Origin of the sequence: Shinella agrisoli, from assembly GCF_046557955.1 — a bacterium.
Taxonomy (GTDB): domain Bacteria; phylum Pseudomonadota; class Alphaproteobacteria; order Rhizobiales; family Rhizobiaceae; genus Shinella.
In genome coordinates this window covers 219,764-239,463 of sequence record NZ_JBJIEP010000004.1, presented here as the reverse complement: position 1 = coordinate 239,463, position 19,700 = coordinate 219,764, and the positions used below count along the sequence as shown (strand labels likewise).

At 67.1% G+C, this 19,700-nt stretch carries 19 protein-coding genes; 8 read left to right on the top strand and 11 right to left on the bottom strand.

Annotated features, from left to right (window positions below; translation table 11 throughout):
• The first annotated feature begins 283 nt into the window (after positions 1 to 283).
• Together ACIIOY_RS05210 and ung are read left to right on the top strand one after the other, a co-directional pair.
• Complete coding sequence (locus ACIIOY_RS05210) at positions 284 to 1,450, top strand: dihydrodipicolinate synthase family protein (protein WP_411033563.1); 1,167 nt, start codon at positions 284 to 286, stop codon at positions 1,448 to 1,450.
• A gap of 95 nt (positions 1,451 to 1,545) precedes the next feature.
• A complete protein-coding gene (gene ung / locus ACIIOY_RS05205) occupies positions 1,546 to 2,241 on the top strand; it encodes a uracil-DNA glycosylase (protein WP_411033562.1) in 696 nt (231 codons plus the stop codon).
• 189 nt (positions 2,242 to 2,430) lie between these two features.
• On the opposite strand, the gene ACIIOY_RS05200 is transcribed toward ung, so the two are convergent.
• From ACIIOY_RS05200 to ACIIOY_RS05175, 6 genes are all read right to left on the bottom strand, one after another.
• The gene (locus ACIIOY_RS05200) at positions 2,431 to 3,381 is read right to left on the bottom strand and encodes a nucleoside hydrolase (protein WP_411033561.1); all 951 of its coding nucleotides are present in this window, start codon (positions 3,379 to 3,381) and stop codon (positions 2,431 to 2,433) included.
• 42 nt (positions 3,382 to 3,423) lie between these two features.
• Positions 3,424 to 4,659 carry an NAD(P)/FAD-dependent oxidoreductase gene (locus ACIIOY_RS05195; RefSeq protein WP_411033560.1) on the bottom strand — a complete coding sequence of 412 codons (1,236 nt, stop codon included), beginning with the start codon at positions 4,657 to 4,659 and terminating at the stop codon, positions 3,424 to 3,426.
• 111 nt (positions 4,660 to 4,770) lie between these two features.
• Positions 4,771 to 5,613 (bottom strand): metal ABC transporter permease, encoded by an 843-nt coding sequence (locus ACIIOY_RS05190; RefSeq protein ID WP_411033559.1) that lies wholly within the window; start codon positions 5,611 to 5,613, stop codon positions 4,771 to 4,773.
• Positions 5,610 to 6,482, bottom strand: coding sequence for a metal ABC transporter permease (locus tag ACIIOY_RS05185; protein ID WP_411033558.1), 873 nt, complete (start codon positions 6,480 to 6,482; stop codon positions 5,610 to 5,612). Before ACIIOY_RS05185 ends, ACIIOY_RS05190 begins: the two co-directional genes overlap by 4 nt.
• The gene (locus ACIIOY_RS05180) at positions 6,479 to 7,348 is read right to left on the bottom strand and encodes a manganese/iron ABC transporter ATP-binding protein (protein ID WP_411033557.1); all 870 of its coding nucleotides are present in this window, start codon (positions 7,346 to 7,348) and stop codon (positions 6,479 to 6,481) included. Before ACIIOY_RS05180 ends, ACIIOY_RS05185 begins: the two co-directional genes overlap by 4 nt.
• Entirely contained in the window at positions 7,345 to 8,241 is an 897-nt protein-coding gene (locus tag ACIIOY_RS05175; protein WP_411033556.1) for a metal ABC transporter substrate-binding protein, read from the bottom strand. The genes ACIIOY_RS05180 and ACIIOY_RS05175 overlap by 4 nt, the downstream gene beginning before the upstream one ends.
• 210 nt (positions 8,242 to 8,451) lie before the next feature.
• On the opposite strand from ACIIOY_RS05175, the gene ACIIOY_RS05170 reads away from it, so the two are divergent.
• The 3 genes from ACIIOY_RS05170 to ACIIOY_RS05160 all read left to right on the top strand — a co-directional run bounded on the left by ACIIOY_RS05170 (position 8,452) and on the right by ACIIOY_RS05160 (position 11,900).
• Positions 8,452 to 9,138 carry a hypothetical protein gene (locus ACIIOY_RS05170; protein ID WP_411033555.1) on the top strand — a complete coding sequence of 229 codons (687 nt, stop codon included), beginning with the start codon at positions 8,452 to 8,454 and terminating at the stop codon, positions 9,136 to 9,138.
• 139 nt (positions 9,139 to 9,277) lie between these two features.
• The gene (glyS, locus tag ACIIOY_RS05165) at positions 9,278 to 11,392 is read left to right on the top strand and encodes a glycine--tRNA ligase subunit beta (protein ID WP_411033554.1); all 2,115 of its coding nucleotides are present in this window, start codon (positions 9,278 to 9,280) and stop codon (positions 11,390 to 11,392) included.
• Between the two features lie 13 nt (positions 11,393 to 11,405).
• The gene (locus ACIIOY_RS05160; RefSeq protein ID WP_411033553.1) at positions 11,406 to 11,900 is read left to right on the top strand and encodes a 2-thiouracil desulfurase family protein; all 495 of its coding nucleotides are present in this window, start codon (positions 11,406 to 11,408) and stop codon (positions 11,898 to 11,900) included.
• A 101-nt stretch (positions 11,901 to 12,001) separates the two neighbouring features.
• Here ACIIOY_RS05160 and ACIIOY_RS05155 read toward each other — a convergent pair whose 3' ends face one another.
• From ACIIOY_RS05155 to ACIIOY_RS05145, 3 genes are all read right to left on the bottom strand, one after another.
• Positions 12,002 to 12,466 carry a plant virulence effector HPE1-like domain-containing protein gene (locus ACIIOY_RS05155; RefSeq protein WP_411033552.1) on the bottom strand — a complete coding sequence of 155 codons (465 nt, stop codon included), beginning with the start codon at positions 12,464 to 12,466 and terminating at the stop codon, positions 12,002 to 12,004.
• 79 nt (positions 12,467 to 12,545) lie between these two features.
• Positions 12,546 to 13,844, bottom strand: a complete 1,299-nt coding sequence (gene purD, locus ACIIOY_RS05150; RefSeq protein WP_411033551.1) for a phosphoribosylamine--glycine ligase — start codon at positions 13,842 to 13,844, stop codon at positions 12,546 to 12,548.
• Positions 13,845 to 13,974: 130 nt separating this feature from the next.
• Positions 13,975 to 14,214 (bottom strand): hypothetical protein, encoded by a 240-nt coding sequence (locus tag ACIIOY_RS05145; protein WP_411033550.1) that lies wholly within the window; start codon positions 14,212 to 14,214, stop codon positions 13,975 to 13,977.
• 193 nt (positions 14,215 to 14,407) lie between these two features.
• Here ACIIOY_RS05145 and ACIIOY_RS05140 point away from each other — a divergent pair, with 193 nt between their 5' ends.
• Complete coding sequence (locus tag ACIIOY_RS05140) at positions 14,408 to 15,193, top strand: MipA/OmpV family protein (RefSeq protein ID WP_411033659.1); 786 nt, start codon at positions 14,408 to 14,410, stop codon at positions 15,191 to 15,193.
• Between the two features lie 68 nt (positions 15,194 to 15,261).
• Positions 15,262 to 16,215, top strand: a complete 954-nt coding sequence (gene ubiA, locus ACIIOY_RS05135; protein WP_411033549.1) for a 4-hydroxybenzoate octaprenyltransferase — start codon at positions 15,262 to 15,264, stop codon at positions 16,213 to 16,215.
• 15 nt (positions 16,216 to 16,230) lie between these two features.
• Here the strand turns inward: ubiA and ACIIOY_RS05130 are convergent, their stop codons facing one another.
• Together ACIIOY_RS05130 and ACIIOY_RS05125 are read right to left on the bottom strand one after the other, a co-directional pair.
• Positions 16,231 to 16,374, bottom strand: a complete 144-nt coding sequence (locus ACIIOY_RS05130) for a hypothetical protein (RefSeq protein ID WP_411033548.1) — start codon at positions 16,372 to 16,374, stop codon at positions 16,231 to 16,233.
• Between the two features lie 153 nt (positions 16,375 to 16,527).
• The gene (locus tag ACIIOY_RS05125; protein WP_411033547.1) at positions 16,528 to 17,091 is read right to left on the bottom strand and encodes a DUF6101 family protein; all 564 of its coding nucleotides are present in this window, start codon (positions 17,089 to 17,091) and stop codon (positions 16,528 to 16,530) included.
• Positions 17,092 to 17,375: 284 nt separating this feature from the next.
• On the opposite strand from ACIIOY_RS05125, the gene ACIIOY_RS05120 reads away from it, so the two are divergent.
• The gene (locus ACIIOY_RS05120) at positions 17,376 to 19,700 is read left to right on the top strand and encodes a DUF1217 domain-containing protein (protein ID WP_411033546.1); all 2,325 of its coding nucleotides are present in this window, start codon (positions 17,376 to 17,378) and stop codon (positions 19,698 to 19,700) included.

Genomic DNA, 19,700 nt, shown 5'->3' with positions numbered 1-19,700 from the left:
TGATGAAGTGGAATGGCAAAGGCCAGATGCCTCGTATTGTTGGCAGTTCCTCTCCACTCGTCATGGTCGGACTTGACCCGACCATCCATGCCGCGTCCGCAATGTCCCGGATTCTTGGGCCCTCGGCTCAAGGCCGAGGATGACGACAGAGGGCCGGGCAGGCGCTTTCCTGTCTCTCGACATAGATGGCGACGCGTCGTTGCCGAACGCAATCCGGCAAAAATCTCCCTTGAAATTTGGAACGATCTAAATTATTGCCCTGAAAAACCCTCGGGAGGACGTCATGCCGATCAGCCTTTCCCTGCCGCGCGCCGATGGCGGCGTCGAAGCCTATGGGCTCGTGGGCACACCCACGGAGCGCCCGCTCGCCGTGCCCGCCTTCAGCCGCATCGCCTATGCCGCGGCCCATGTCGTTTCCAATCCTCGCCGCGACACGCGGCCGTGGGAGACGCCGGCGGTCGATTGGGACGCCACCCTGGCCTTCCGGCATCACCTCTGGTCGCTCGGCTTCCGCATCGCGGAGGCGATGGACACCGCGCAGCGCGGCATGGGCCTCGACTGGGCCGGCGCGCAGGAACTGATCCGCCGTTCGCTCGCGGAGGCGAGGACGGTGCCGGGCGCCGACCTTGCCTGCGGCGCGGGCACGGACCACCTGAACCCCGCCGACGCCCGCTCGCTGGACGATGTGATCCGGGCCTACGAGGAGCAGGTCGGCTTCGTGGAAAAGCACGGCGGGCGGGCGATCATGATGGCGAGCCGGGCGCTTGCCCGCATCGCAACGTCGCCGGACGACTACCGCAGGGTCTACGGACGCATCCTCGGCCAGGCCAGGGACAAGGTCGTGCTGCACTGGCTCGGCGACATGTTCGATCCGCAATTGAGGGGCTACTGGGGCTCCGACGATTTCGAGCCGGCGCTGGAGGCGGTGCTGTCGATCATCGCGGAGAACCGCGGCAAGGTGGAAGGCATCAAGATCTCGCTGCTCGACAACGCGAAGGAAGTGGCGCTGCGCGACCGGCTGCCGCAGGGCGTGCTCTGCTTCACCGGCGACGATTTCAACTATGCCGAACTCATCGAGGGCGACGGGCAGAGGTACAGCCACGCGCTGCTCGGCATCTTCGATGCGGTCGCGCCGCAGGCCTCCAGGGCATTGGCCTCGCTTGCCGCCGGCGACGCCGCCGCCTTCCGCGCCGTCATCGCGCCGACCGTGCCGCTCTCGCGCAAGATCTTCGAGGCGCCGACGCAGTATTACAAGGCCGGCGTCGTCTTCCTCGCCTGGCTGAACGGCCACCAGGACCATTTCACCATGCCGGCCGGCATGCAGTCCGCCCGCGGCCTTCTGCACTATGCCGATGTGTTCCGGCTTGCCGACCGGGCGAACGTGCTCGACAGGCCGGAGCTTGCGGCCGCACGCATGAGGAACCTCATGGGCGTGCTCGGCGTCGGCTGAGATTAGCTGTGGATGACCGGCTCTTCGGCCGGTTCTTGCCCGTCATCCGGCGCTAGACTTCGCTTCCTTTCCAAAGGCAGGACGAGGAGTGAGCGATGGCCGTGGCAGATGTGAAGATCGGCGAGAGCTGGAAGGCGCCGCTCGCGGCGGAGTTTTCCAGCCCCTACATGGCTGACCTGAAAGCCTTTCTCCTGGAGCAGAAGCAGGAGGGACGGCGCATCTTCCCGAAGGGATCGGAATATTTCCGCGCGCTCGACCTGACGCCGCTCGAGGAGGTGCGCGTCGTCATCCTGGGGCAGGACCCCTACCATGGCGAAGGCCAGGCGCACGGGCTCTGCTTTTCCGTGCAGCCCGGCGTGCGCCTGCCGCCCTCGCTCGTCAACATCTACAAGGAGCTTCAGGACGACCTCGGCATTCCGCCGGCGCGCCACGGGTTCCTGGAACATTGGGCCAGGCAGGGCGTGCTCCTGCTCAACAGCGTGCTGACGGTGGAGATGGGCCGCGCCGCCTCGCACCAGGGGCGCGGCTGGGAGCGCTTCACCGACGCGGTCATCCGCGCCGTCAACGAGCAGGAAAAGCCCGTCGTCTTCATCCTCTGGGGCTCCTATGCGCAGAAGAAGGCGGCCTTCGTCGATCGCAGCCGCCATCTCGTGCTGCGGTCGGCCCACCCCTCGCCGCTTTCGGCCCATAACGGCTTCTTCGGTTCGCGGCCGTTCTCCAAGGCCAACGAGTTCCTCGAAAAGCACGGCCGCAAGCCGATCGACTGGCAGCTGCCGGCAACGCCGGGCTGACGGCGAAGGAATTGCCCCTCATCCTCCTGGCGGGACCTTCTCCCCGCAGGCGGGGAGAAGGGGATGTTGCGCCGGTTCCGCAGGTCGCGATTTGAGGAAACCCGTACCCCCAGCGCTCCTCGCCCCGCTTGCGGGAAGAGGATGCCGGCGGGCAGGCGAGGGGCATTATTCCTGCCGGGCGACTTCCCGCTACCGCACCAGCGTCTCGCAGAGCAGCGCCATCACCTTTTCCGCGTCGATCCCGATGCAGGCGTGCTGGCTCGGCAGGTCGTCCCAGTTGCCGGGCGGGAAGTGGCGCGCATCCGGCTTCTGGATCGTCTGGCCGTCGGCGATGCCGCCCGCCACGACACGGATCGCGCCGCTGCGCGTTTGGAAGAGCTCCGGCGCGACGAGGTAGATGCAGGCGCAGCTGTCGTGCACCACCATGCCTTCGTCCTTCACGTGCCGGCCGTAGAAGTCGATATAGAACTGCGAGATGCCGGAGAGCAGCTTCAGGTGCCTGCCGTTCTCGGCGGTGAGCTCGGCAAGCCGCTTGCGCGTCATAACGGTCTTCATCGTCACGTCGAGGCCGACGACCGTGACCTTCCACGGCGCGGTCATCACCACGTCGGCGGCTTCCGGGTCGCCATGGATGTTGGCCTCGGCGGCGGGCGTGATGTTGCCGGGCACGTCGAAGGCGCCGCCCATGATGATGACCTCCTTCACGAGGCCGGCGATCTCCGGGGCCTCCTTCAGTGCATAGGCGAGGTTCGACATGCGGCCGACGGCGATCAGCGTCACCTCGCCGGGATTGGCCCGCACCGTCTCGATGATGAAGCGGTGCGCCGGGCGCGGATCGAGCGGCAGGTCGATGACCTCCGGCACGTCGATGTTGCCGAGCCCGTCGTGGCCGTGGATCATCACCGGCCAGTCGACCGGGTTGCGCATCGGGTTGTAGGTCTTGCCTTCGCCGCGGGCGACCGGTGCCGCGATACCCCATTCGCGCTTCAGGAACAGCGCGTTGCGCGTCGTCGTCTCGATCGAGGCGTTGCCGAAGACGGTGGTGATGCCGATAAGGTCGATGTCCGGGTGGTTGTGCAGGAACAGAAGCGCCATGGCGTCGTCCACGCCGGGATCCGTGTCGAAGATAACCTTATGCATGCGCGGTCTCTTTCTTGTTGTTGTTATGGGAGGGGCGCGCGCTTACTGGAAGCGGGCGATGGAGAAGGGGGCGAGCGCGCTTTCGCCCTCGCCGGCAAGCAGCCGGGCGACGTGGCGGCCGGTCGTCGCCGAGAGCGTGAGGCCGAGATGGCCGTGGCCGAAGGCGAAGGCGATGCGCGGGTCGCGCGGGTGCAGGCTGATGACAGGCAGCGAATCCGGCGTCGAGGGACGGCGCCCCATCCATTCCGTGCCGCCCTCTTCCGGAAGGTCCGGCACATAGCGGCGCATCTTCCTGCGCATCGCCGCGGCACGCCTGTAGTTGGCCGGCGCGTCCGGCGAGGCGAGCTCGACCGCGCCGCCGATGCGCAGCGCGTTCTCGAACGGGGTGGCGACGAAGCCGTGCTCGGAGAAGAAGACCGGCATCTCCAGCACCGTCGAAGGGTTCATGAAGGTTGTGTTGTAGCCGCGCTCGGTCTCCAGCAGCACCTTCAGGCCGAGGTCGGCGACGAAGCGGCGCGACCAGACGCCGGCGGTGATCGCCAGCCTGTCGAAGGTGAATTCGCGCCCGCCCTCCGTCCGCACGACGATGCCGCTTTCCGCCTGCGCCACCGAGGCTATGGTGGCGTCGAGAAGCGTCGCCCGCTCGCGCAGCACCGCCTGCAGGCGGCGCAGGAAGGTCAGCGGATATTCGAAGGTCTTGTAGCCGTCGCTGAAGATCGCGCCGGCGAAGGGGCCTTGCAGGGCCGGCACGCGGCGGCGCGCCTCCTGCGCATCCAGCTTCTCGACGTTGCAGCCGATCAGCTTCGCATTCTCCGCCTCGTGCGCGAAAACCTTGTCGCGGGCCGTGACGCTGTCGAAGACCGTCAGCGCGCCGGTATCGCGCATATGGCCGGAAATGCCGGCGAAGTTGCCGAGCCGCACATGGTCGGCCTCCGCGGACTTCATGAGGCAGAGCATGGCGGCGCGGCTTGCCGCCGCCTTGGCAGGGCGCGCGGAAAGCAGGAATTGCACGAGCCAGGGCGTCAGCGCCGGCAGGTCCTGCCAGCGCACGGCAAGTGGGCCGAGCGGGTCGAGCAGCCATTTCGGCACGGACAGCAGCATGTCCGGCCGCGCGAGCGGGTCGATTTCCGGCACGGCGAGGATGCCCGCGTTGCCGACCGAGGCCGGCAGGCCGCCGGCGTCCCGCTCGAGGACCGTCACGCTGTGGCCCTGTTCCAGGAGATTGAGCGCTGTGGCGCAGCCCATGAGGCCGCCGCCGACGATACCGATATGCGCCATGCCGTCCCGTTGCTGTTCTGTCTCTCGTTGCGGCCGAAGCAGGGCCGGCCGTTTGCGGCGGACGATAGACGGAAACCGGACGGCTGTCGACAGAGCGCCGGCCGCGCCGGTTCAGGCCTCCTCGGCCGGCTTTCGGCTTTGCAGCACTTGCCGGAGGAAGGCGAGCACGAAGAGGACGGTCATCAGGAGCACGATGGTCGGCGCCGGGGCGCTGTCGATGAGGAAGCTCAGCCAGATGCCGAAGAACGAGGTGCCGACGGCGACGGCGACCGCCACCATGAGCATGCTGCCAAAGCGCCGCGTGAGGAGGGCGGCGATGGCGCCGGGCGCCACCAGCATGGCGATCGCCAGGATGATGCCGACGGCCTTCAGCGCGCCGACCACGACGAGCGACAACACCGCGAGCAGGCCGTAGTGCAGGAGCTTCACCGGCAGGCCGATGGCCGAGGCGTGCTGCCGGTCGAAGGCCTGCACCAGCAGGTCCTTGCGGAAGAGGAGGATGAAGGCCGTCGAGGCGCTGGCGATCGCCGCCGTCTCGACCAGGTCGATCGCGGCGATGCCGAGCATGTCGCCGAAGAGGATGTGGTCGAGATGGATGTCCGGCTGGATCTTCACGTAGAGCACGAGGCCGAGCGCGAACATGCCGGAGAAGACGATGCCGAGGATCGTGTCCTCCTTCACGCGGCTGTTGTCCTTGAGGTAGCCGGCGGCGAGCGCGCAGAAGAGGCCGGCGACGAAGGCGCCGGCGGCGAAGGGCAGGCCCACGACATAGGCGACGACCACGCCCGGCAGCACCGCATGGGAGACCGCGTCGCCCATCAGCGACCAGCCCTTCAGCACGAGGTAGCAGGACAGCAGCGCCATCGGAACCGAGATCGCCAGCGTCACCAGGAAGGCGTTCTGCATGAAGGCGAGCTGGAAGGGCATGATCGCCAATTCGAGCGTCTCGTTCATGGCTGGCTCTCCTCCACGGCCCGCAGGGCAAGGCGCCCCCTGCGGCGGGCGGCGAGGAGGCCGTGCTTCGGCGCGAAGAGGAAGGCGGCAAGGAAGATCGCCGTCTGCAGCACGACGATGATGCCGCCCGTCGCCCCGTCGAGGAAATAGGAGAGATAGGCGCCGATAAGGCTGGTGCCGGCGCCGAGGGCGGCGGCGATCACGATCAGCCGCTGGAAGCGGTCGGTCAGGAGGTAGGCGGTCGCGCCGGGCGTCACCACCATGGCGACGACGAGGAAGGCGCCCACCGTCTGCATGGCCGCGACCGTGGAGGCGCTGAGCAGCGTGAAGAACAGGATTTTCAGGGCGGTCGTGTTGAGGCCGATCGACCGGGCATGGCTCTCGTCGAAGAAGGTGACCATCAGGTCCTTCCATTTCAGAAGCAGGATGAGAAGCGTGACGGCGCCGATGACGGCGAGCTGGATCGTGTCCTCCGGCGTGACGGCGAGGATGTTGCCGAGCACGATGGTCTGGATGTTCACCGGCGTCGGCGAGAGCGACACCATGAACAGGCCGAGGCCGAAGAAGGAGGAGAAGATCATGCCGATGATCGCATCCTCCTTGAGCCGCGTCTTTCGGTTGAGGAAGAGCATGGCGGCGGCGGCGAGCCCGCCGGAGAGGAAGGCGCCCACCGAAAAGGGCAGGCCGAGCATGTAGGCGCCGGCGACGCCAGGCACGATCGAGTGCGAGAGCGCGTCGCCGATCAGCGACCAGCCCTTGAGCATGAGATAGGCGGAAAGGAAGCCGCAGATGCAGCCGACCAGCGCGCTCACCCACATGGCGTTGACCATGTAGCCGTAGCCGAAGGGTTCGAGCAGCGTGTCGATCACGGCGCCTTCTCCTGCTCGCGCTCGCCATAGATGACGAAGGGGCGCTCGTCGTCGGTGATGACCTTGACCGAGCGCCTGTCCTCGTCGTCGTGCAGGTCCTGGCCGCCGAGGATGAAGTGGCGCAGCACGCCGCCGAAGGCGCGCTCCAGGTTGGCCTCGGTGAAGGTCTCGGCCGTCGGGCCGGAGGCGATGACCGTGCCCTTCACGAAGACCGTGCGGTCGCAGAAGTCCGGCACGCTGCCGAGGTTGTGGGTGGAGACCAGCATGACGCGGCCTTCCTCGCGCAGCTTGCCGAGCAGCTCGACGATCTGCTCCTCGGTGTTGACGTCGACCCCGGTGAAGGGTTCGTCGAGCAGGATCACCTGGCCCTCCTGCGCGAGCGCGCGGGCGAGGAAGACGCGCTTCCTCTGCCCGCCGGAAAGCTCGCCGATCTGGCGCTTGCGGAAATCGGCCATGTTGACGCGCGTCAGCGCCTCGTCGACCATCTCGTGGTCGCGTCTGGTCGGGATGCGCAGCCAGTTCATGTGGCCGTAGCGGCCCATCATCACCACGTCCTCGACGAGCACGGGGAAGGTCCAGTCGACTTCCTCGGCCTGCGGCACGTAGGCGACGAGGTTCTTCTTCAGCGCCTCGCGCACGGAAAGGCCGAGGATCGTCACCTTGCCGGCGGCGATGGGCACGAAGCCCATGATCGCCTTGAAGAGCGTGGACTTGCCCGCGCCGTTGACGCCGACGAGCGCGGTGATCGTGCCCTTCGGCACGGAGAAGCTGGCGTGGCGCAGCGCCGTGTGGCCGTTGCGGTAGGTGACGGTCACATCCTCGGCGATGATGCCCGCCACCTTCTTCGGCTTGCCGCCCATCATCATTGCGAAAGGCCCTTCACGATGGTTTCGGACGTCACGCGCAGCAGGTCGAGGTAGGTCGGCACGGGGCCGCCCGCCTCGCTCAGCGAGTCGACGTAGAGGATGCCGCCATAGGCCGCGCCCGTCTCGGCGGCGACCTGCTTTGCCGGGTCGGCGGAAACGGTGCTTTCGCTGAAGACGACGTGGATATCGTGCTCGCGCACCGCGTCGATCACCGCCTTCACCTGCTTGGGCGTGCCCTGCTGGTCGGCGTTGATCGGCCAGAGGAAGAGCTCCTTGAGGCCGAAGTCGCGGGCGAGATAGCTGAAGGCGCCCTCGCTGGTGACGAGCCAGCGCTTTTCCTCGGGCAGCGCGCCGATCTTCGCCTTCATCTCCTCGCCGAGCGCCTTGATCTTCTCGCTGTAGGCCTTGGCGTTGGCGTCGTAGGTCGCGGCATTGGCGGGATCCAGCGCGACGAGCGCCTTGCGGATGTTCTCGACATAGATCAGTGCATTGTCCGGCGACATCCAGGCATGCGGGTTCGGCTTGCCCTCGTAGGGGCCTTCCACGATGCTCATCGGCGTGACGCCCTCGCTGACGGTGACGTTCGGCACGTCGCCGAGATTGGCGAGGAATTTCTCAAACCAGAGTTCGAGGTTGAGGCCGTTCCACAATACGAGCTTGGCGTCCTGCGCCTTCAGGATGTCGCGCGGGGTCGGCTGGTAGTTGTGGATCTCCGCGCCCGGCTTGGTGATCGATTCGACGGTGGCCGCATCGCCCGCCACGTTCGCCGCGATGTCGGCGATGATGGTGAAGGTCGTCACCACCTTCGGCTTTTCCTGGGAGAGGGCGGTGGCGGGGGCGGCGGCAAGAAGGGGCAGGCTTGCGAGGAGGGCGGTGAACGTACGGCGGAGCATGGGTCTTCCTGATCTGCTTTTGCGAATGAGTTGCATTAAACTATAGGGCGCTTTCCGCGGCTGTCAATGCTATTGCAAATCATTCGCAAAAATATCCGGAATCGGGGCGGCACCGTTTAAAACTTCCGAAACGCCCGGCCTGTAAGGTGCACGCAGTTCGCGCGCTCTCGGCGCGTTCCTGTTCTGCGTTCAAAGAGAAGTCCGCCGCCCGTGAAGTTCCTTCCGACCTCGTCCCGCCTGTCCCGGAAGCTTCTGATCATCCTTGCCGGCGTCACCGTCCTGACGGGCGCCTCCGGTGCGGCGGCGATCCTCGTCGGGCGCGATGTCCTGCTCGGACCTGTGGTGGACCGGCTCTCCGGCGTCGCCTGCACCACGGTCACGACGGTCCGCCTCGAGCGCGACGGCCAGCAATGGCTGCGCAAATATGTGCGCTCGGACGCCAGGGACGGCGAGGCGCGCATCAAGACGGCTTTGCGGGTCGCCGGCGCGGTCTCAAACAACGAGGAGGCCGATCTCTACCAGGTCATCCTGCTCGACGCCGCAGGCCCGGTGAACCGGGCGGACATGCGCGGCCGCGCCATCGGTGCCGAGGTGCTCTTCGCGCGCGATCCCTCCATCATTCCCGGCATGACCGCGCCCTTCGTCGCCCGCTATACGGATGGCAAGCCTGCCGAGAACGGCGAATTCTACGGCGAGCGCAAGGAGCTCTCGCTCGACGAGATCAAGGCCATCGTCACGGCGATGCAGGAACGCGAGGACTGCATCGATCCGAACGCCGCCGAAGGAACGGTGACGGCGAAGTCCGGCCACGGTGAGGAGGAGGGGGGCCACGAGGCGCCGGCCGAAGGCCACGCCGCCGGGGAAGGCTCCCGCGAGGTCGCCGCCAGCGGGCACTGATGCCTCTTCCACGGGCCCGGCGGCATATTTGCCGTTGTACAGCGCCGCCTAACTTTGCTAGCAGAGGCGCACGATTTTCACCCCATACCGGCACGGCGTGCCGACCCTCCCCGGCCGGGGAGGGTGAGGAAAAGTTGACATGCCCGATCTCCTGCTTGAACTCCGCTCCGAGGAAATTCCCGCCCGCATGCAGCGCAAGGCGGCGGGCGACCTGAAGAAGCTCGTCACCGATGCGCTGGTGGATGCGGGCCTGACCTATGAGGGCGCGCGGGAATACTGGACGCCGCGCCGGCTGACCCTCGACATCCGCGGCCTCAACGCCCGCTCGAACGACGTGCGCGAGGAGATCAAGGGACCGGCGACCTCCGCCCCCGAACAGGCGATCCAGGGCTTCCTGCGCAAGGCTGGCCTCGGCTCTATTTCCGAGGCGCATGTGCACAGCGATCCGAAGAAGGGCGATTTCTATGTCGCCCATATCGTCAGGCCCGGACGTCCCGCCGATGAGATCATCGCCGAGGTGATGCCGGGCATCATCCGCAATTTTCCCTGGCCGAAGTCGATGCGCTGGGGCCCCGCCTCGGCAAGGCCGGGCGCACTGCGCTGGGTGCGCCCGCTGCAGTCCATCCTCTGCACCTTCGGCTCGGAGACGGAGGAAACGCGCGTCGTGCCCTTCGAGGTCGACGGCATCGTCGCCGGCAACGTCACCTACGGCCACCGCTTCCATGCGCCGGAGGCGATCACCGTGCGCCGCTTCGAGGACTATGTCGCCAACCTCGAAAAGGCGAAGGTCGTGCTCGATGCCGAGCGCCGCAAGCAGATCATCGCGACGGATGCCCGCAACACCGCCTTCGCCAGCGGCCTGGAACTGGTCGAGGACGAGGCCCTCCTGGAGGAGGTCGCCGGCCTCGTCGAATGGCCCGAGGTGCTGATGGGCACGTTCGAAGAGGACTTCCTGGCGATCCCGTCGGAAATCATCCGCCTCACCATCAAGACGAACCAGAAATGCTTCGTCACCCGCAGGCCCGGCGCCGACACGCTCTCCAACCACTTCGTCCTCGTCTCCAACATCGAGGCGAAGGACGGCGGCAAGGAGATCGTGCACGGCAACGGTAAGGTGGTGCGCGCGCGCCTTTCCGACGCCAAGCACTTCTGGCTGCGCGACCAGGGCGACCTGCCGGACCTCGACACGCTGAAAGCGTCGGCCGGGAAATTCGGCCTCGACCTTACAAAGCCGCTCGACCAGCGCATGGCCAAGCTCGATGCCCTCAACGTCACCTTCCACGCCAAGCTCGGCACGCAGGGCGAGCGCGTCGCGCGCATCCGCACGCTTGCCGCGGAGCTCGCGCCTGTCGTCGGTGCGGACCCTGCCCTTGTCGACCGCGCCGTGGTGCTCGCGAAAGCCGACCTGCGCACGGAAGCCGTCGGCGAGTTTCCGGAGTTGCAGGGCATCATGGGCCGCAAGTATGCTGCCCTCCAGGGCGAGGACGCCGCCGTGGCCGAAGCCATCGAGGACCACTACAAGCCGCAGGGCCCTTCTGACCGCGTGCCCGCCGGCAAGGTCGGCCTTGCCGTGGCGCTCGCCGACAAGCTCGACACGCTGATCGGCTTCTGGGCCATCGACGAGAAGCCGACCGGCTCGAAGGACCCCTATGCGTTGCGCCGGGCCGCGCTCGGCGTCATCCGCATGCTGCTCGAAAAGAACATCCGCCTGCCGCTTCTCTCCGTCGCGAAGGACCCGGACCTTCTCGCCTTCTTCCACGACCGCCTGAAGGTGTACCTGCGCGACATGGGCGCGCGCCACGACCTCATCGACGCCGTGCTGACGCCGGAGGCCGACGACCTCCTGATGGTCGCCCGCCGCGTCGAGGCGCTGACGGCCTTCATCACCTCGGAGGACGGCCGGAACCTCCTCGCCGGCACCAAGCGGGCGACGCAGCTTCTGGCGGCGGAGGAGAAGAAGGGCACCGTCGTCGCGGGGGCGGTCTCGGCCGGCCTCCTCAGGCTCGACGCCGAAAAGACCCTCCACGCCGCCGTGGAAACCGCCGCGAAGGAGGCCGCCGCCGCCGTCGCGGAGGAGGATTTCCGCTCCGCCATGGCAGCGCTTTCGGCGCTTCGCGCGCCGGTCGACCGGTTCTTCGACGACGTCCTCGTCAACGACGAGGACCCCGCCGTCCGGGCCAACCGCCTCGCCCTTCTTTCCGCCATCCGCGCGGCCACCGGCACGGTCGCGGACTTCTCGAAGATCACGGGGTGAGGAACGGGCGCTGATGGCCGGCAAGATCCTCATCAGCGCCTGCCTTGCCGGTCTGCCGGTCCGCTACAACGGATCGGCGAAGCCTCTGCTGCACGAAGCGGTCGGGCGCTGGAAGGCCGAGGGGCGGCTGGTGACGCTCTGTCCGGAGCTTGCGGGCGGCTTCCAGGTGCCGCGGCCGCCGGCCGAGATCGAAGGCGGGCTGAACGGCGACGACGTGCTCGACGCACGGGCGCGCGTGCTGGAGGTCTCCGGCAGGGACGTCTCCGCCGCCTATGTCGACGGCGCGCGCATCGCCCTGAAGATCGCGCACGAGAACGGCTGCCGGCACGCGCTGCTCATCGACGGCAGCCCGTCCTGCGGCTCCGGTTTCGTCTATGACGGCACGTTTTCAGGCGTCCGGCATGCGGGGCAGGGGGTGACGGCGGCGCTGCTGCGCCGCAGCGGCATCGCCGTCTATTCCGACCGCGAGGTCGACAGGCTCGTCAGCGATATGGGCGAGGCCGGCTGATACGCGTGCGCCCCTGCTTGATGTCAGGGGCGCAAACGTCCGCTTTCGCGAATTCCTGTCAGCCTGGAGGGACTGAGAGGCAGGGCTCTCGTAATATGGGGTCAGTTGAGCCGGAGTTCAAACTTTGCCGGATCAAACTCCCGTGAGGTGGCCATCATGGCCGTTGCCGCTTCCTGCGCGGCACCGGCATCGAGCGCGCTGGTTTTCGCGCTCGCGTCGACCGTCGCGGCGCTGTCTTCGGCCGGCTTGTCCGCGTCGGCGGCTTCGAGCGTTTCGACCGGCGCCTTGCTGACGAAGAGCACGGGCGAACCGCCCATCCACGCTTCCGTGCGGAAGATCTTGCGCTCGCCGTTCGTTTCGCGGATCTCCACCTTCTGCGTGCCGGGTTCGATGGCGTCGACATGGTAGGTCGCGGCCTTCAGCCTCGGCTTGAGCGCCGGGCAGCCGGTGCAGCTGATCGTCTCGATGCTGCCTGCGGAGGTCGCGCCGGCGACAGGTTCGATCGAGCCCGCGAAGGCGGGGGCGGCAAGAAGCATCAGGGCAAGGGTCGGCAGCAGGGTACGCATCAACGGTTCTCCCTCATCGTTGGAAGGAGAATAGCGCGCGCCGGTTACGGTCCCGTCAGGGGAATTGGTAAAATTTGATCTACCGGGCGATTTCGCTTCGGCCGGGTGAGGCCGTTTCCCGGGCGACGGCCCGCCAGCCGATGTCGCGGCGGCAGAAGCCGTTCTCCCATTCTACCTGGTCGAGCGCCCGGTAGACCGCCTTCTGCGCGTCCGCGACGGTCGGCGCGACGGCGGTGACGTTGAGCACTCGCCCGCCGGTCGCCACCAGCTTGCCGTCCTTCAGGGCTGTGCCGGCATGGAACACCTTCGTGCCCGCGTCGTCCGCCGGCAGCGAGAGGATCGGCGTGTCCTTCGCGTAGGAGCCCGGATAGCCTTTGGACGCCATGACGACGGTGAGCGCCGGCGCATCGCTCCACTCGGCGGAAACGGCATCGAGCCGGCCGGTCGCCGCTGCGTGGAGGATCGGCAGGAGGTCGCTCTCGAGCCGCATCATCAGCACCTGGCATTCCGGATCGCCGAAACGCACGTTGTATTCGATGAGCTCTGGGCCCTTTGCGGTGATCATCAGGCCGGCGAAGAGCACGCCCTGGAAGGGATGGCCGTCCGCCGCCATGCCGCGGATCGTCGGCTCGATGATCTCCTTCATCGTGCGCTCGACCATTTCCGGCGTCATCACGGGAGCCGGGGAATAGGCGCCCATGCCGCCGGTGTTCGGGCCGGTGTCGCCGTCGCCGACGCGCTTGTGGTCCTGGGCGGAGGCGAGCGGCAGCGCATTCGCGCCGTCGCACAGGCAGAAGAAGCTCGCCTCCTCGCCGTCGAGGAAGGCTTCCACGACGACTTCCGCGCCGGCCGCGCCGAAGGCGCCCTCGAAGCAATCCTCCACGGCGGCAAGCGCTTCGTCGAGCGTCATGGCGACGGTCACGCCCTTGCCGGCGGCAAGTCCGTCCGCCTTGATGACGATCGGCGCGCCCTGCTCGCGCACATAGGCCTTGGCGGCATCGGCTTCGGTGAAGCGCCGGTAGGCGCCGGTCGGGATATCGTATCTGGCGCAGAGGTCCTTGGTGAAGCCCTTGGAGCCTTCGAGCCGGGCGGCGGCGGCGGAGGGGCCGAAGACGGCGATGCCCTCGCCGCGCAGCACGTCGGCGATGCCGGCGACGAGCGGGGCCTCGGGGCCGACGACGACGAAGGTCACGCCGTTCTCCTTGCAGAAGGCGCAGACGGCGGCGTGGTCTTCGACATCAAGGGAAACCAGCGTCGCGCATTCGGCGATGCCGGGATTGCCGGGGGCGGCATAGAGCGTGGTGAGGAGGGGAGACTGCGCCAGCTTCCAGGCAAGGGCATGCTCTCGCCCGCCCGATCCGATCAACAGAACCTTCATGCCGCACCCTCGATCCGTCCTTGCTTGCTGGCGGGTTAAGGGGACGGGGCCGAAAGGTCAAGGGCCGGCCTGCGGAACGTGCTCCCGCAGCGGCGCCGTAGCCCGTGGAAGCCTGGAAGCCGCGCCCGGCCTACAGCGTCGCGGCGCCCTTTTCCTCGACGGTGCGCCCGAGGCTTTCCAGTTCCGTGTCGATCAGGTGGACGTCCTCGTACCAGCCGTCATCCTCGACCATGGCGCTTTCCGTGGCGGCGCGCTGGAGCGCGCGGGCCTCGCTGCGCAGCTTTTCGAGCCTTGCGATCTTTTCCTCGCGGGTGAGGCCGGCATCGTTGCGGATCGCCTGAAGCTTCAGTTCCATCGTGCTGACGGTCATCGGGAAACTCCTTGTTTCTTCTTGCGAAAAACGCACGCCGGCCCGAATCGTTCCTGCCGGCGGCATCGCGGAATGGTTAGCGAATCGGTAATGAAACGGGGCTAATGTTCGCGCAATCAAAGGTTTCGGCGGCCCGCGGCGGGCCTGCCGGTAAAGCGAGGATTGTGTTTTGAGTATCCGTGCATCGGCCGCAATGACTGCGGCCGCCCTTCTGCTTGCGCCCGTTTCCGCCGTTGCCGGCGAAGGCGGCCATTTCTGGTCCGGGGATTGGTACCTGAAGGTCGGCGCCGCCGGCTTTGCGGCGCCGCGCTACGAGGGCGCGAAGAAATATCTCTTCCAGGTCACGCCGATGATCTCGCTCGGCAAGGCCGGTAGCACGGTGCGCTTCTCCTCGCGCAACGACAACCCTTCCTTCGCGCTCATCGACAGCGGCGCGTTCCGCGCCGGCGCGACCGGCAAGCTGGTCATGCCGCGCGACGAGGGCGATTCCGACGATCTCAGGGGCCTGACGCCGGTGAGGCTCGGCGGCGAACTCGGCGCCTTTGCGGAAGCCTACCCGACCGACTGGCTGCGCGTGCGCGGCGAATTGCGCCACGGCATCCGCAGCCACCACGGCGTGGTGGCGGACATTGCCGCCGATGCCTTCGTCGATGTCCGGCCGGACGTGCGCATTTCCGCCGGGCCGCGCCTGACGGCCGCCTCGAAGGACTACATGGACGCCTATTATCGGGTGAAGCCGGGCGAGGCCGCCGCGTCGGGCCTTTCCGCCTTCGATCCGGGCGGCGGCATCCATTCGGTCGGCGCGGGGGCGGCGATCACCTGGCAGGTCAACGAGAAGATCGAAACCAGCGCCTTCGCCGAATACAAGCGTCTCGTCGGCTCGGCGGCGGATTCGAGCCTGGTGAGAGAGCGCGGCGAGCGCGACCAGTTCCTGATCGGCGTCTCGGCCACCTACCGATTCGACTTCACGCTGCCCTGAGCCACGGAGATCCGGCCCGCGGCGTCGTGCCGGCTTGACCGGGATCGAGCGGCTTGCGATCTAGGCGCATGATCAGCTCTCCGTCCGATTCCGGCCGCGTCGCCGATGCGCCTTCCGACAACTGGGTCTACCGCGTGCTGCCGCGCGGCGCCTGGCCCTACGCGCAGCTTGCCCGCTGGGACCGGCCGATCGGCTGGCAGCTGCTCATGTGGCCGTGCTTCTGGTCTGCGGCGCTCGCCGCCAATGTCGCGGCGGCGGCCGGCACCTTCGACTGGCTGCGCTTCCTCGCCCATCTCCTGCTGTTCCTCGTCGGCGCCGTCGCCATGCGCGGCGCCGGCTGCACCTATAACGACCTCGTCGATCACGACATCGACCAGGCGGTCGCGCGCACCCGCTCGCGTCCGCTGCCGTCCGGCCGCGTCACGAGGCGGCAGGCGAAGGTCTTCATGGCGCTGCAGGCGCTCGCCGGCCTCCTCGTCCTCCTGCAGTTCAACCTCTTCACCATAGGGCTCGGCGTCGCCTCGCTGCTGATCGTCGCGGTCTATCCCTTCGCCAAGCGCTTCACCGACTGGCCGCAGTTCTTCCTCGGCATGGCCTTCTCCTGGGGCGCGCTGATGGGCTGGGCCGCCGAGTTCGGCAACGTGTCGGCCGCGGCGGTCGCGCTCTATGCCGCCGCGATCGCCTGGACGATCGGTTATGATACGATCTACGCCCACCAGGACAAGGAAGACGATGCGCTGATCGGCGTGCGTTCCACCGCGCGGCTGTTCGGCGAGAGGACGGCACGGTGGCTCGTCGGCCTTTACGGGCTGGCGGTCGTGCTCATCGCGCTCGCCTTCCTTCTCGCCGGCGTCGGCCTCGTCGCCTGGTTCGGCCTTGCCGCCGCCGCGCTCATGCTCGCCTGGCAGGTGAGGACGCTCGATATCGACGATCCGGTCCAGTGCCTCGCCCTGTTCAAGTTCAACCATGTCGTCGGCTTCAGCATCTTCCTGGCGCTTGCCGTCGCCATCCCCTTCGCCTGAAGCCAGGGTCCGTATTTAGACCGGGCGCTCGCCGGTGCGCCGCAGCGTCGCCGGGTGCAGCGCAAGCTCGAACCCCCGGCGCGGCGGGCGTGTGCGCGCCACGATCGCCGCGTCGGCCTTGCGGATATGGATGAGGAGGGTGGTGAGGAGCTTCGTCATCGTGGTCGTGTCCCTGCGTTCGTTCCGGCCCGGCCGTTTGTCGAACGCTCTTTCCCACGCCGGAGGGCGCGGCGATGTTCCGCGGGGAACAGGAACACGGAAAAGCCGGCCGCAGGGAACGGCCGGCTTTGCTGAGGTCTCGCCGTCGCGGCCTCAGCCGCGGGCGATGATCTCCCGGCCGTCGATCTTCATCTGGATGCCGAGCTTGCCCGTCGTGCGGCGCACGAGGAAGCGCGGGCGGCGGTCCGCGAAATAGGAATGGCGGCGGCGCGGCTTGGGGGGGCGGCTGCCGACCGTCAGGTGGTCGTCGAGCGGGCGGGCGATGCCGTCGGCCTCTACCATCAGCATGGGAATGCGATAGGCCTCCGACCAGCTGCGCCAGTCGGCGGCGATGTCGCAGAGGTCGTGCGCCACGAGCAGCGGAATGCAGAGGTCGGGATCGTCGTGATGCAGCTCGAGGGTGACGGTCACGTCGCCGTTGCCGTGGTCGATGGCGCGGGCGGCGACGCCCTTGAACGCGCGGGCCGGGAGCGCGATGGAAAGCGGCAGGCCGCTCGACGGCAGGACCTTGCGCAGGACGGCGCCGCGCTCGTCGAGGGTGATGGTGGCGTCGGTTCCTTCCGTACGCAGCTCGAACGTCACCTGCTGCGGGAAGCGCTTGGGATCGAGCCGGAGCGTGGTGCCGGCCCAGGCCGGCTTGGAAACGGTATTCAGCATGTCTTTCGCCCTTGTTTTCCTTGAGAGCCGGTTCGCGGTCTTCTCATCGGGACTTTGCGTCCTCTGGGGCGCAGGATAGGCGCGCCCCCTTCCATGCCGCTTAAAAATCGCGGTTAAGAAAACTTTGCAGTTCCTGATGGTTAGCAAAACCGCACGGGCTAGGGTTTAGGAGACGTGAACGCGGCCGGCGGCATTCGAGCCGCCGCACCGACAGGCCGGGACAAGCCTCGCGCGCGAGAATGCCGCCGATCGGCCCGCCGATGACCAGAAGGAATTGTTCCCCGATGCTGTCGACCTATACGAGCTACAACCTCATCGCGAGCGACATGCTCAAATCGCTGAACCGCACGGCGGCGGACGCGATCAATGCGCGGGAGGCGGCCTACTACAGGGAGAACATCGGCAAGGTCGGCTCGGTCGAAGAGTTCCTCGACGACTACCAGCTCTACTCCTATGCCATGAAGGCCTATGGCCTGGAGGAGATGACCTACGCCAAGGCCTTCATGCGCCAGGTGCTGGAAAGCGACCTTGCCGACGCCAACAGCTTCGTGAACAGGCTGACGGATACGCGCTACCGCGATTTCGCCACCGCCTTCAGCTTCTCGGCCTCGACGGCTGTGGCGCAGACCGAGGTGCAGCTCGACGAGATCATCGGCCTCTATTCCGCCACCGCCGCCAATGCGGGCGCGGCGATCAACGAGGAGACCCGCTACTACAACATCGTCATCGATACGGTGACGGGCGTCGACCAGCTCCTCAACAACGAGCGCCTGCGCAACTACATGTTCACGGCCTTCGGCATCGATCCGGGCACCTATTCGCGCGCGGCGATCCGCGGCGTGCTGACGAGCGACCTCGACGATCCGGCGAGCTATTTCAACACCGAGTTCGGGGCCAGGGCGACGGCCGCGCAGGCGGCCATACAGGCGGCGAACGAGGAACTGGCCGGGCTCGAATCCAACGATGCCAATGCGGCCCGCATCGCCGAACTCAAGGCGGAGATCAGCCGGCAGGCCGCCGTCATCGCGAATGTCGAAAAATACCGCATGCTGGCCGAGGCCTACACGTTCGAGACCGACGGCACGGCGATGGCGGGCACCGTTCAGGACGCCGCGCAGAAGCAGGGTACGAACGAGCTCTACACGCTCTCCAACCCGCGCGTGACCAGCGCGGCGGCGCTGCTGAACCAGGCGCATTTCGAGGAGAAGATCGCGAGCGTGACGACGGCGGACGAGCTCGTGGCGGATGCGCGGGTCGTCTCCTACCTCAAGGTCGCCTTCGATCTCGACAAGCTCTCCGTCGGCAGCATCACCCTGCGCAACATCATCACGAGCGATCCCGACCCGGACAATCCGAGCAGCTACATCAACCTGTTCGGCGGGGCCGACAAGGAGAAGTACGTCGCGCTGCGCGCCGCCTTCAACTTCCAGGAGGACGGCACGCTCTCGGCCGGCGACGCGGTGCAGACGGCCGAACAGACGGCGGCGACGGCCAGCAGCTACATGACCCGCTACAACGACAAGGACGACGAAGCCGACGCGCTGGCCATCTCGCGCTTCAAGGGGCAGATCGGCGCGGTGAAGACCGTGCAGGACTTTCTGGGCGAGGCGACCATCTACGACTTCGCGTTGAAGGCCTTCGGCCTCGACCCGGCCAAGGTCTCAACCCTGACGATCAAGAACGTGCTGAAGAGCGACCTCAACGATCCGAAGAGCTATGTGTACCAGCTTAAGGACGAACGCTTCGTCGAGCTGGCCAAGGCGTTCAATTTCGGGCCGGACGGCAACATCACGGCGCCGAAGCTGGCACAATCGGAGGCCGAGATCCTCGTCATGTCACGCGCCTACGTGACGGCGAAGTCCCGTTTCGGAACGGAGGACGACCGCACGCTGGCGGAGGAGGAGGCGAAATATTACTCCGTCCAGATGCAGAAGGTCGAAACGGTCGAGGAATTCCTGAGCGATCCCCGCCTCGTCGCCTTCGTGCTCACCGCGAACGGCATCGAGCCGGAAAGCGTCGATGCGGAGTTCATGGCGAAGATCTTCACCTCCGACCTCGACGATCCGCAGAGCTTCGTGAACCAGCAGGCCGACCGCGCCTATCGCAAGATCGTCGCCGCTTTCAACTTCAACGCCGAAGGCCTGGTCGAGCGGCCGGACGACGCGCAGATCCAGTCCCGGCGCGGCATCTACGAGACCCTCGACAGCCATGTGCGCCAGAAGCTGGAAGAGGAGGCGGGCACCGACAATGCCGGCGTGCGCCTCGCGCTCTATTTCGAGCGCAAGGCGGAGACGATCTCGAGCCCCTACGACATCCTGGCCGACGATGCGCTCTTCGAGGTCTTCAAGGTGCTCTACCAGCTGCCGGACGAGATCGGCAGCGCCGACATCGACGCCCAGGCCGACATGATCGAACGCTATCTGGAACTGGAGGACCTGCAGGATCCGGAAAAGGTCTCCAAGATGATCGTGAAGTTCTCCGTCCTCTACGACCTCGACAACCAGGCGACGGCCGATCCGGCCCTGTCGGTGCTCAGCGGTTCCGGCTCGTCCGGCATCAGCGCCGACGTCATGATGTCGCTGGCGCAGTTGCGCACGGGCGGGCGATAG

Coding starts and splice junctions, on each gene's coding strand:
- ACIIOY_RS05130 (WP_411033548.1), bottom strand. CDS start 16,374: ATGACGAAGCTCCTCACCACCCTCCTCATCCATATCCGCAAGGCCGAC.
- ACIIOY_RS05120 (WP_411033546.1), top strand. CDS start 17,376: ATGCTGTCGACCTATACGAGCTACAACCTCATCGCGAGCGACATGCTC.
- ACIIOY_RS05200 (WP_411033561.1), bottom strand. CDS start 3,381: ATGCATAAGGTTATCTTCGACACGGATCCCGGCGTGGACGACGCCATG.
- ubiA (WP_411033549.1), top strand. CDS start 15,262: ATGATCAGCTCTCCGTCCGATTCCGGCCGCGTCGCCGATGCGCCTTCC.
- ACIIOY_RS05125 (WP_411033547.1), bottom strand. CDS start 17,091: ATGCTGAATACCGTTTCCAAGCCGGCCTGGGCCGGCACCACGCTCCGG.
- glyS (WP_411033554.1), top strand. CDS start 9,278: ATGCCCGATCTCCTGCTTGAACTCCGCTCCGAGGAAATTCCCGCCCGC.
- ACIIOY_RS05140 (WP_411033659.1), top strand. CDS start 14,408: ATGACTGCGGCCGCCCTTCTGCTTGCGCCCGTTTCCGCCGTTGCCGGC.
- ACIIOY_RS05160 (WP_411033553.1), top strand. CDS start 11,406: ATGGCCGGCAAGATCCTCATCAGCGCCTGCCTTGCCGGTCTGCCGGTC.
- ung (WP_411033562.1), top strand. CDS start 1,546: ATGGCCGTGGCAGATGTGAAGATCGGCGAGAGCTGGAAGGCGCCGCTC.
- ACIIOY_RS05210 (WP_411033563.1), top strand. CDS start 284: ATGCCGATCAGCCTTTCCCTGCCGCGCGCCGATGGCGGCGTCGAAGCC.
- ACIIOY_RS05195 (WP_411033560.1), bottom strand. CDS start 4,659: ATGGCGCATATCGGTATCGTCGGCGGCGGCCTCATGGGCTGCGCCACA.
- ACIIOY_RS05180 (WP_411033557.1), bottom strand. CDS start 7,348: ATGATGATGGGCGGCAAGCCGAAGAAGGTGGCGGGCATCATCGCCGAG.
- ACIIOY_RS05155 (WP_411033552.1), bottom strand. CDS start 12,466: ATGCGTACCCTGCTGCCGACCCTTGCCCTGATGCTTCTTGCCGCCCCC.
- ACIIOY_RS05190 (WP_411033559.1), bottom strand. CDS start 5,613: ATGAACGAGACGCTCGAATTGGCGATCATGCCCTTCCAGCTCGCCTTC.
- ACIIOY_RS05175 (WP_411033556.1), bottom strand. CDS start 8,241: ATGCTCCGCCGTACGTTCACCGCCCTCCTCGCAAGCCTGCCCCTTCTT.
- ACIIOY_RS05145 (WP_411033550.1), bottom strand. CDS start 14,214: ATGACCGTCAGCACGATGGAACTGAAGCTTCAGGCGATCCGCAACGAT.
- purD (WP_411033551.1), bottom strand. CDS start 13,844: ATGAAGGTTCTGTTGATCGGATCGGGCGGGCGAGAGCATGCCCTTGCC.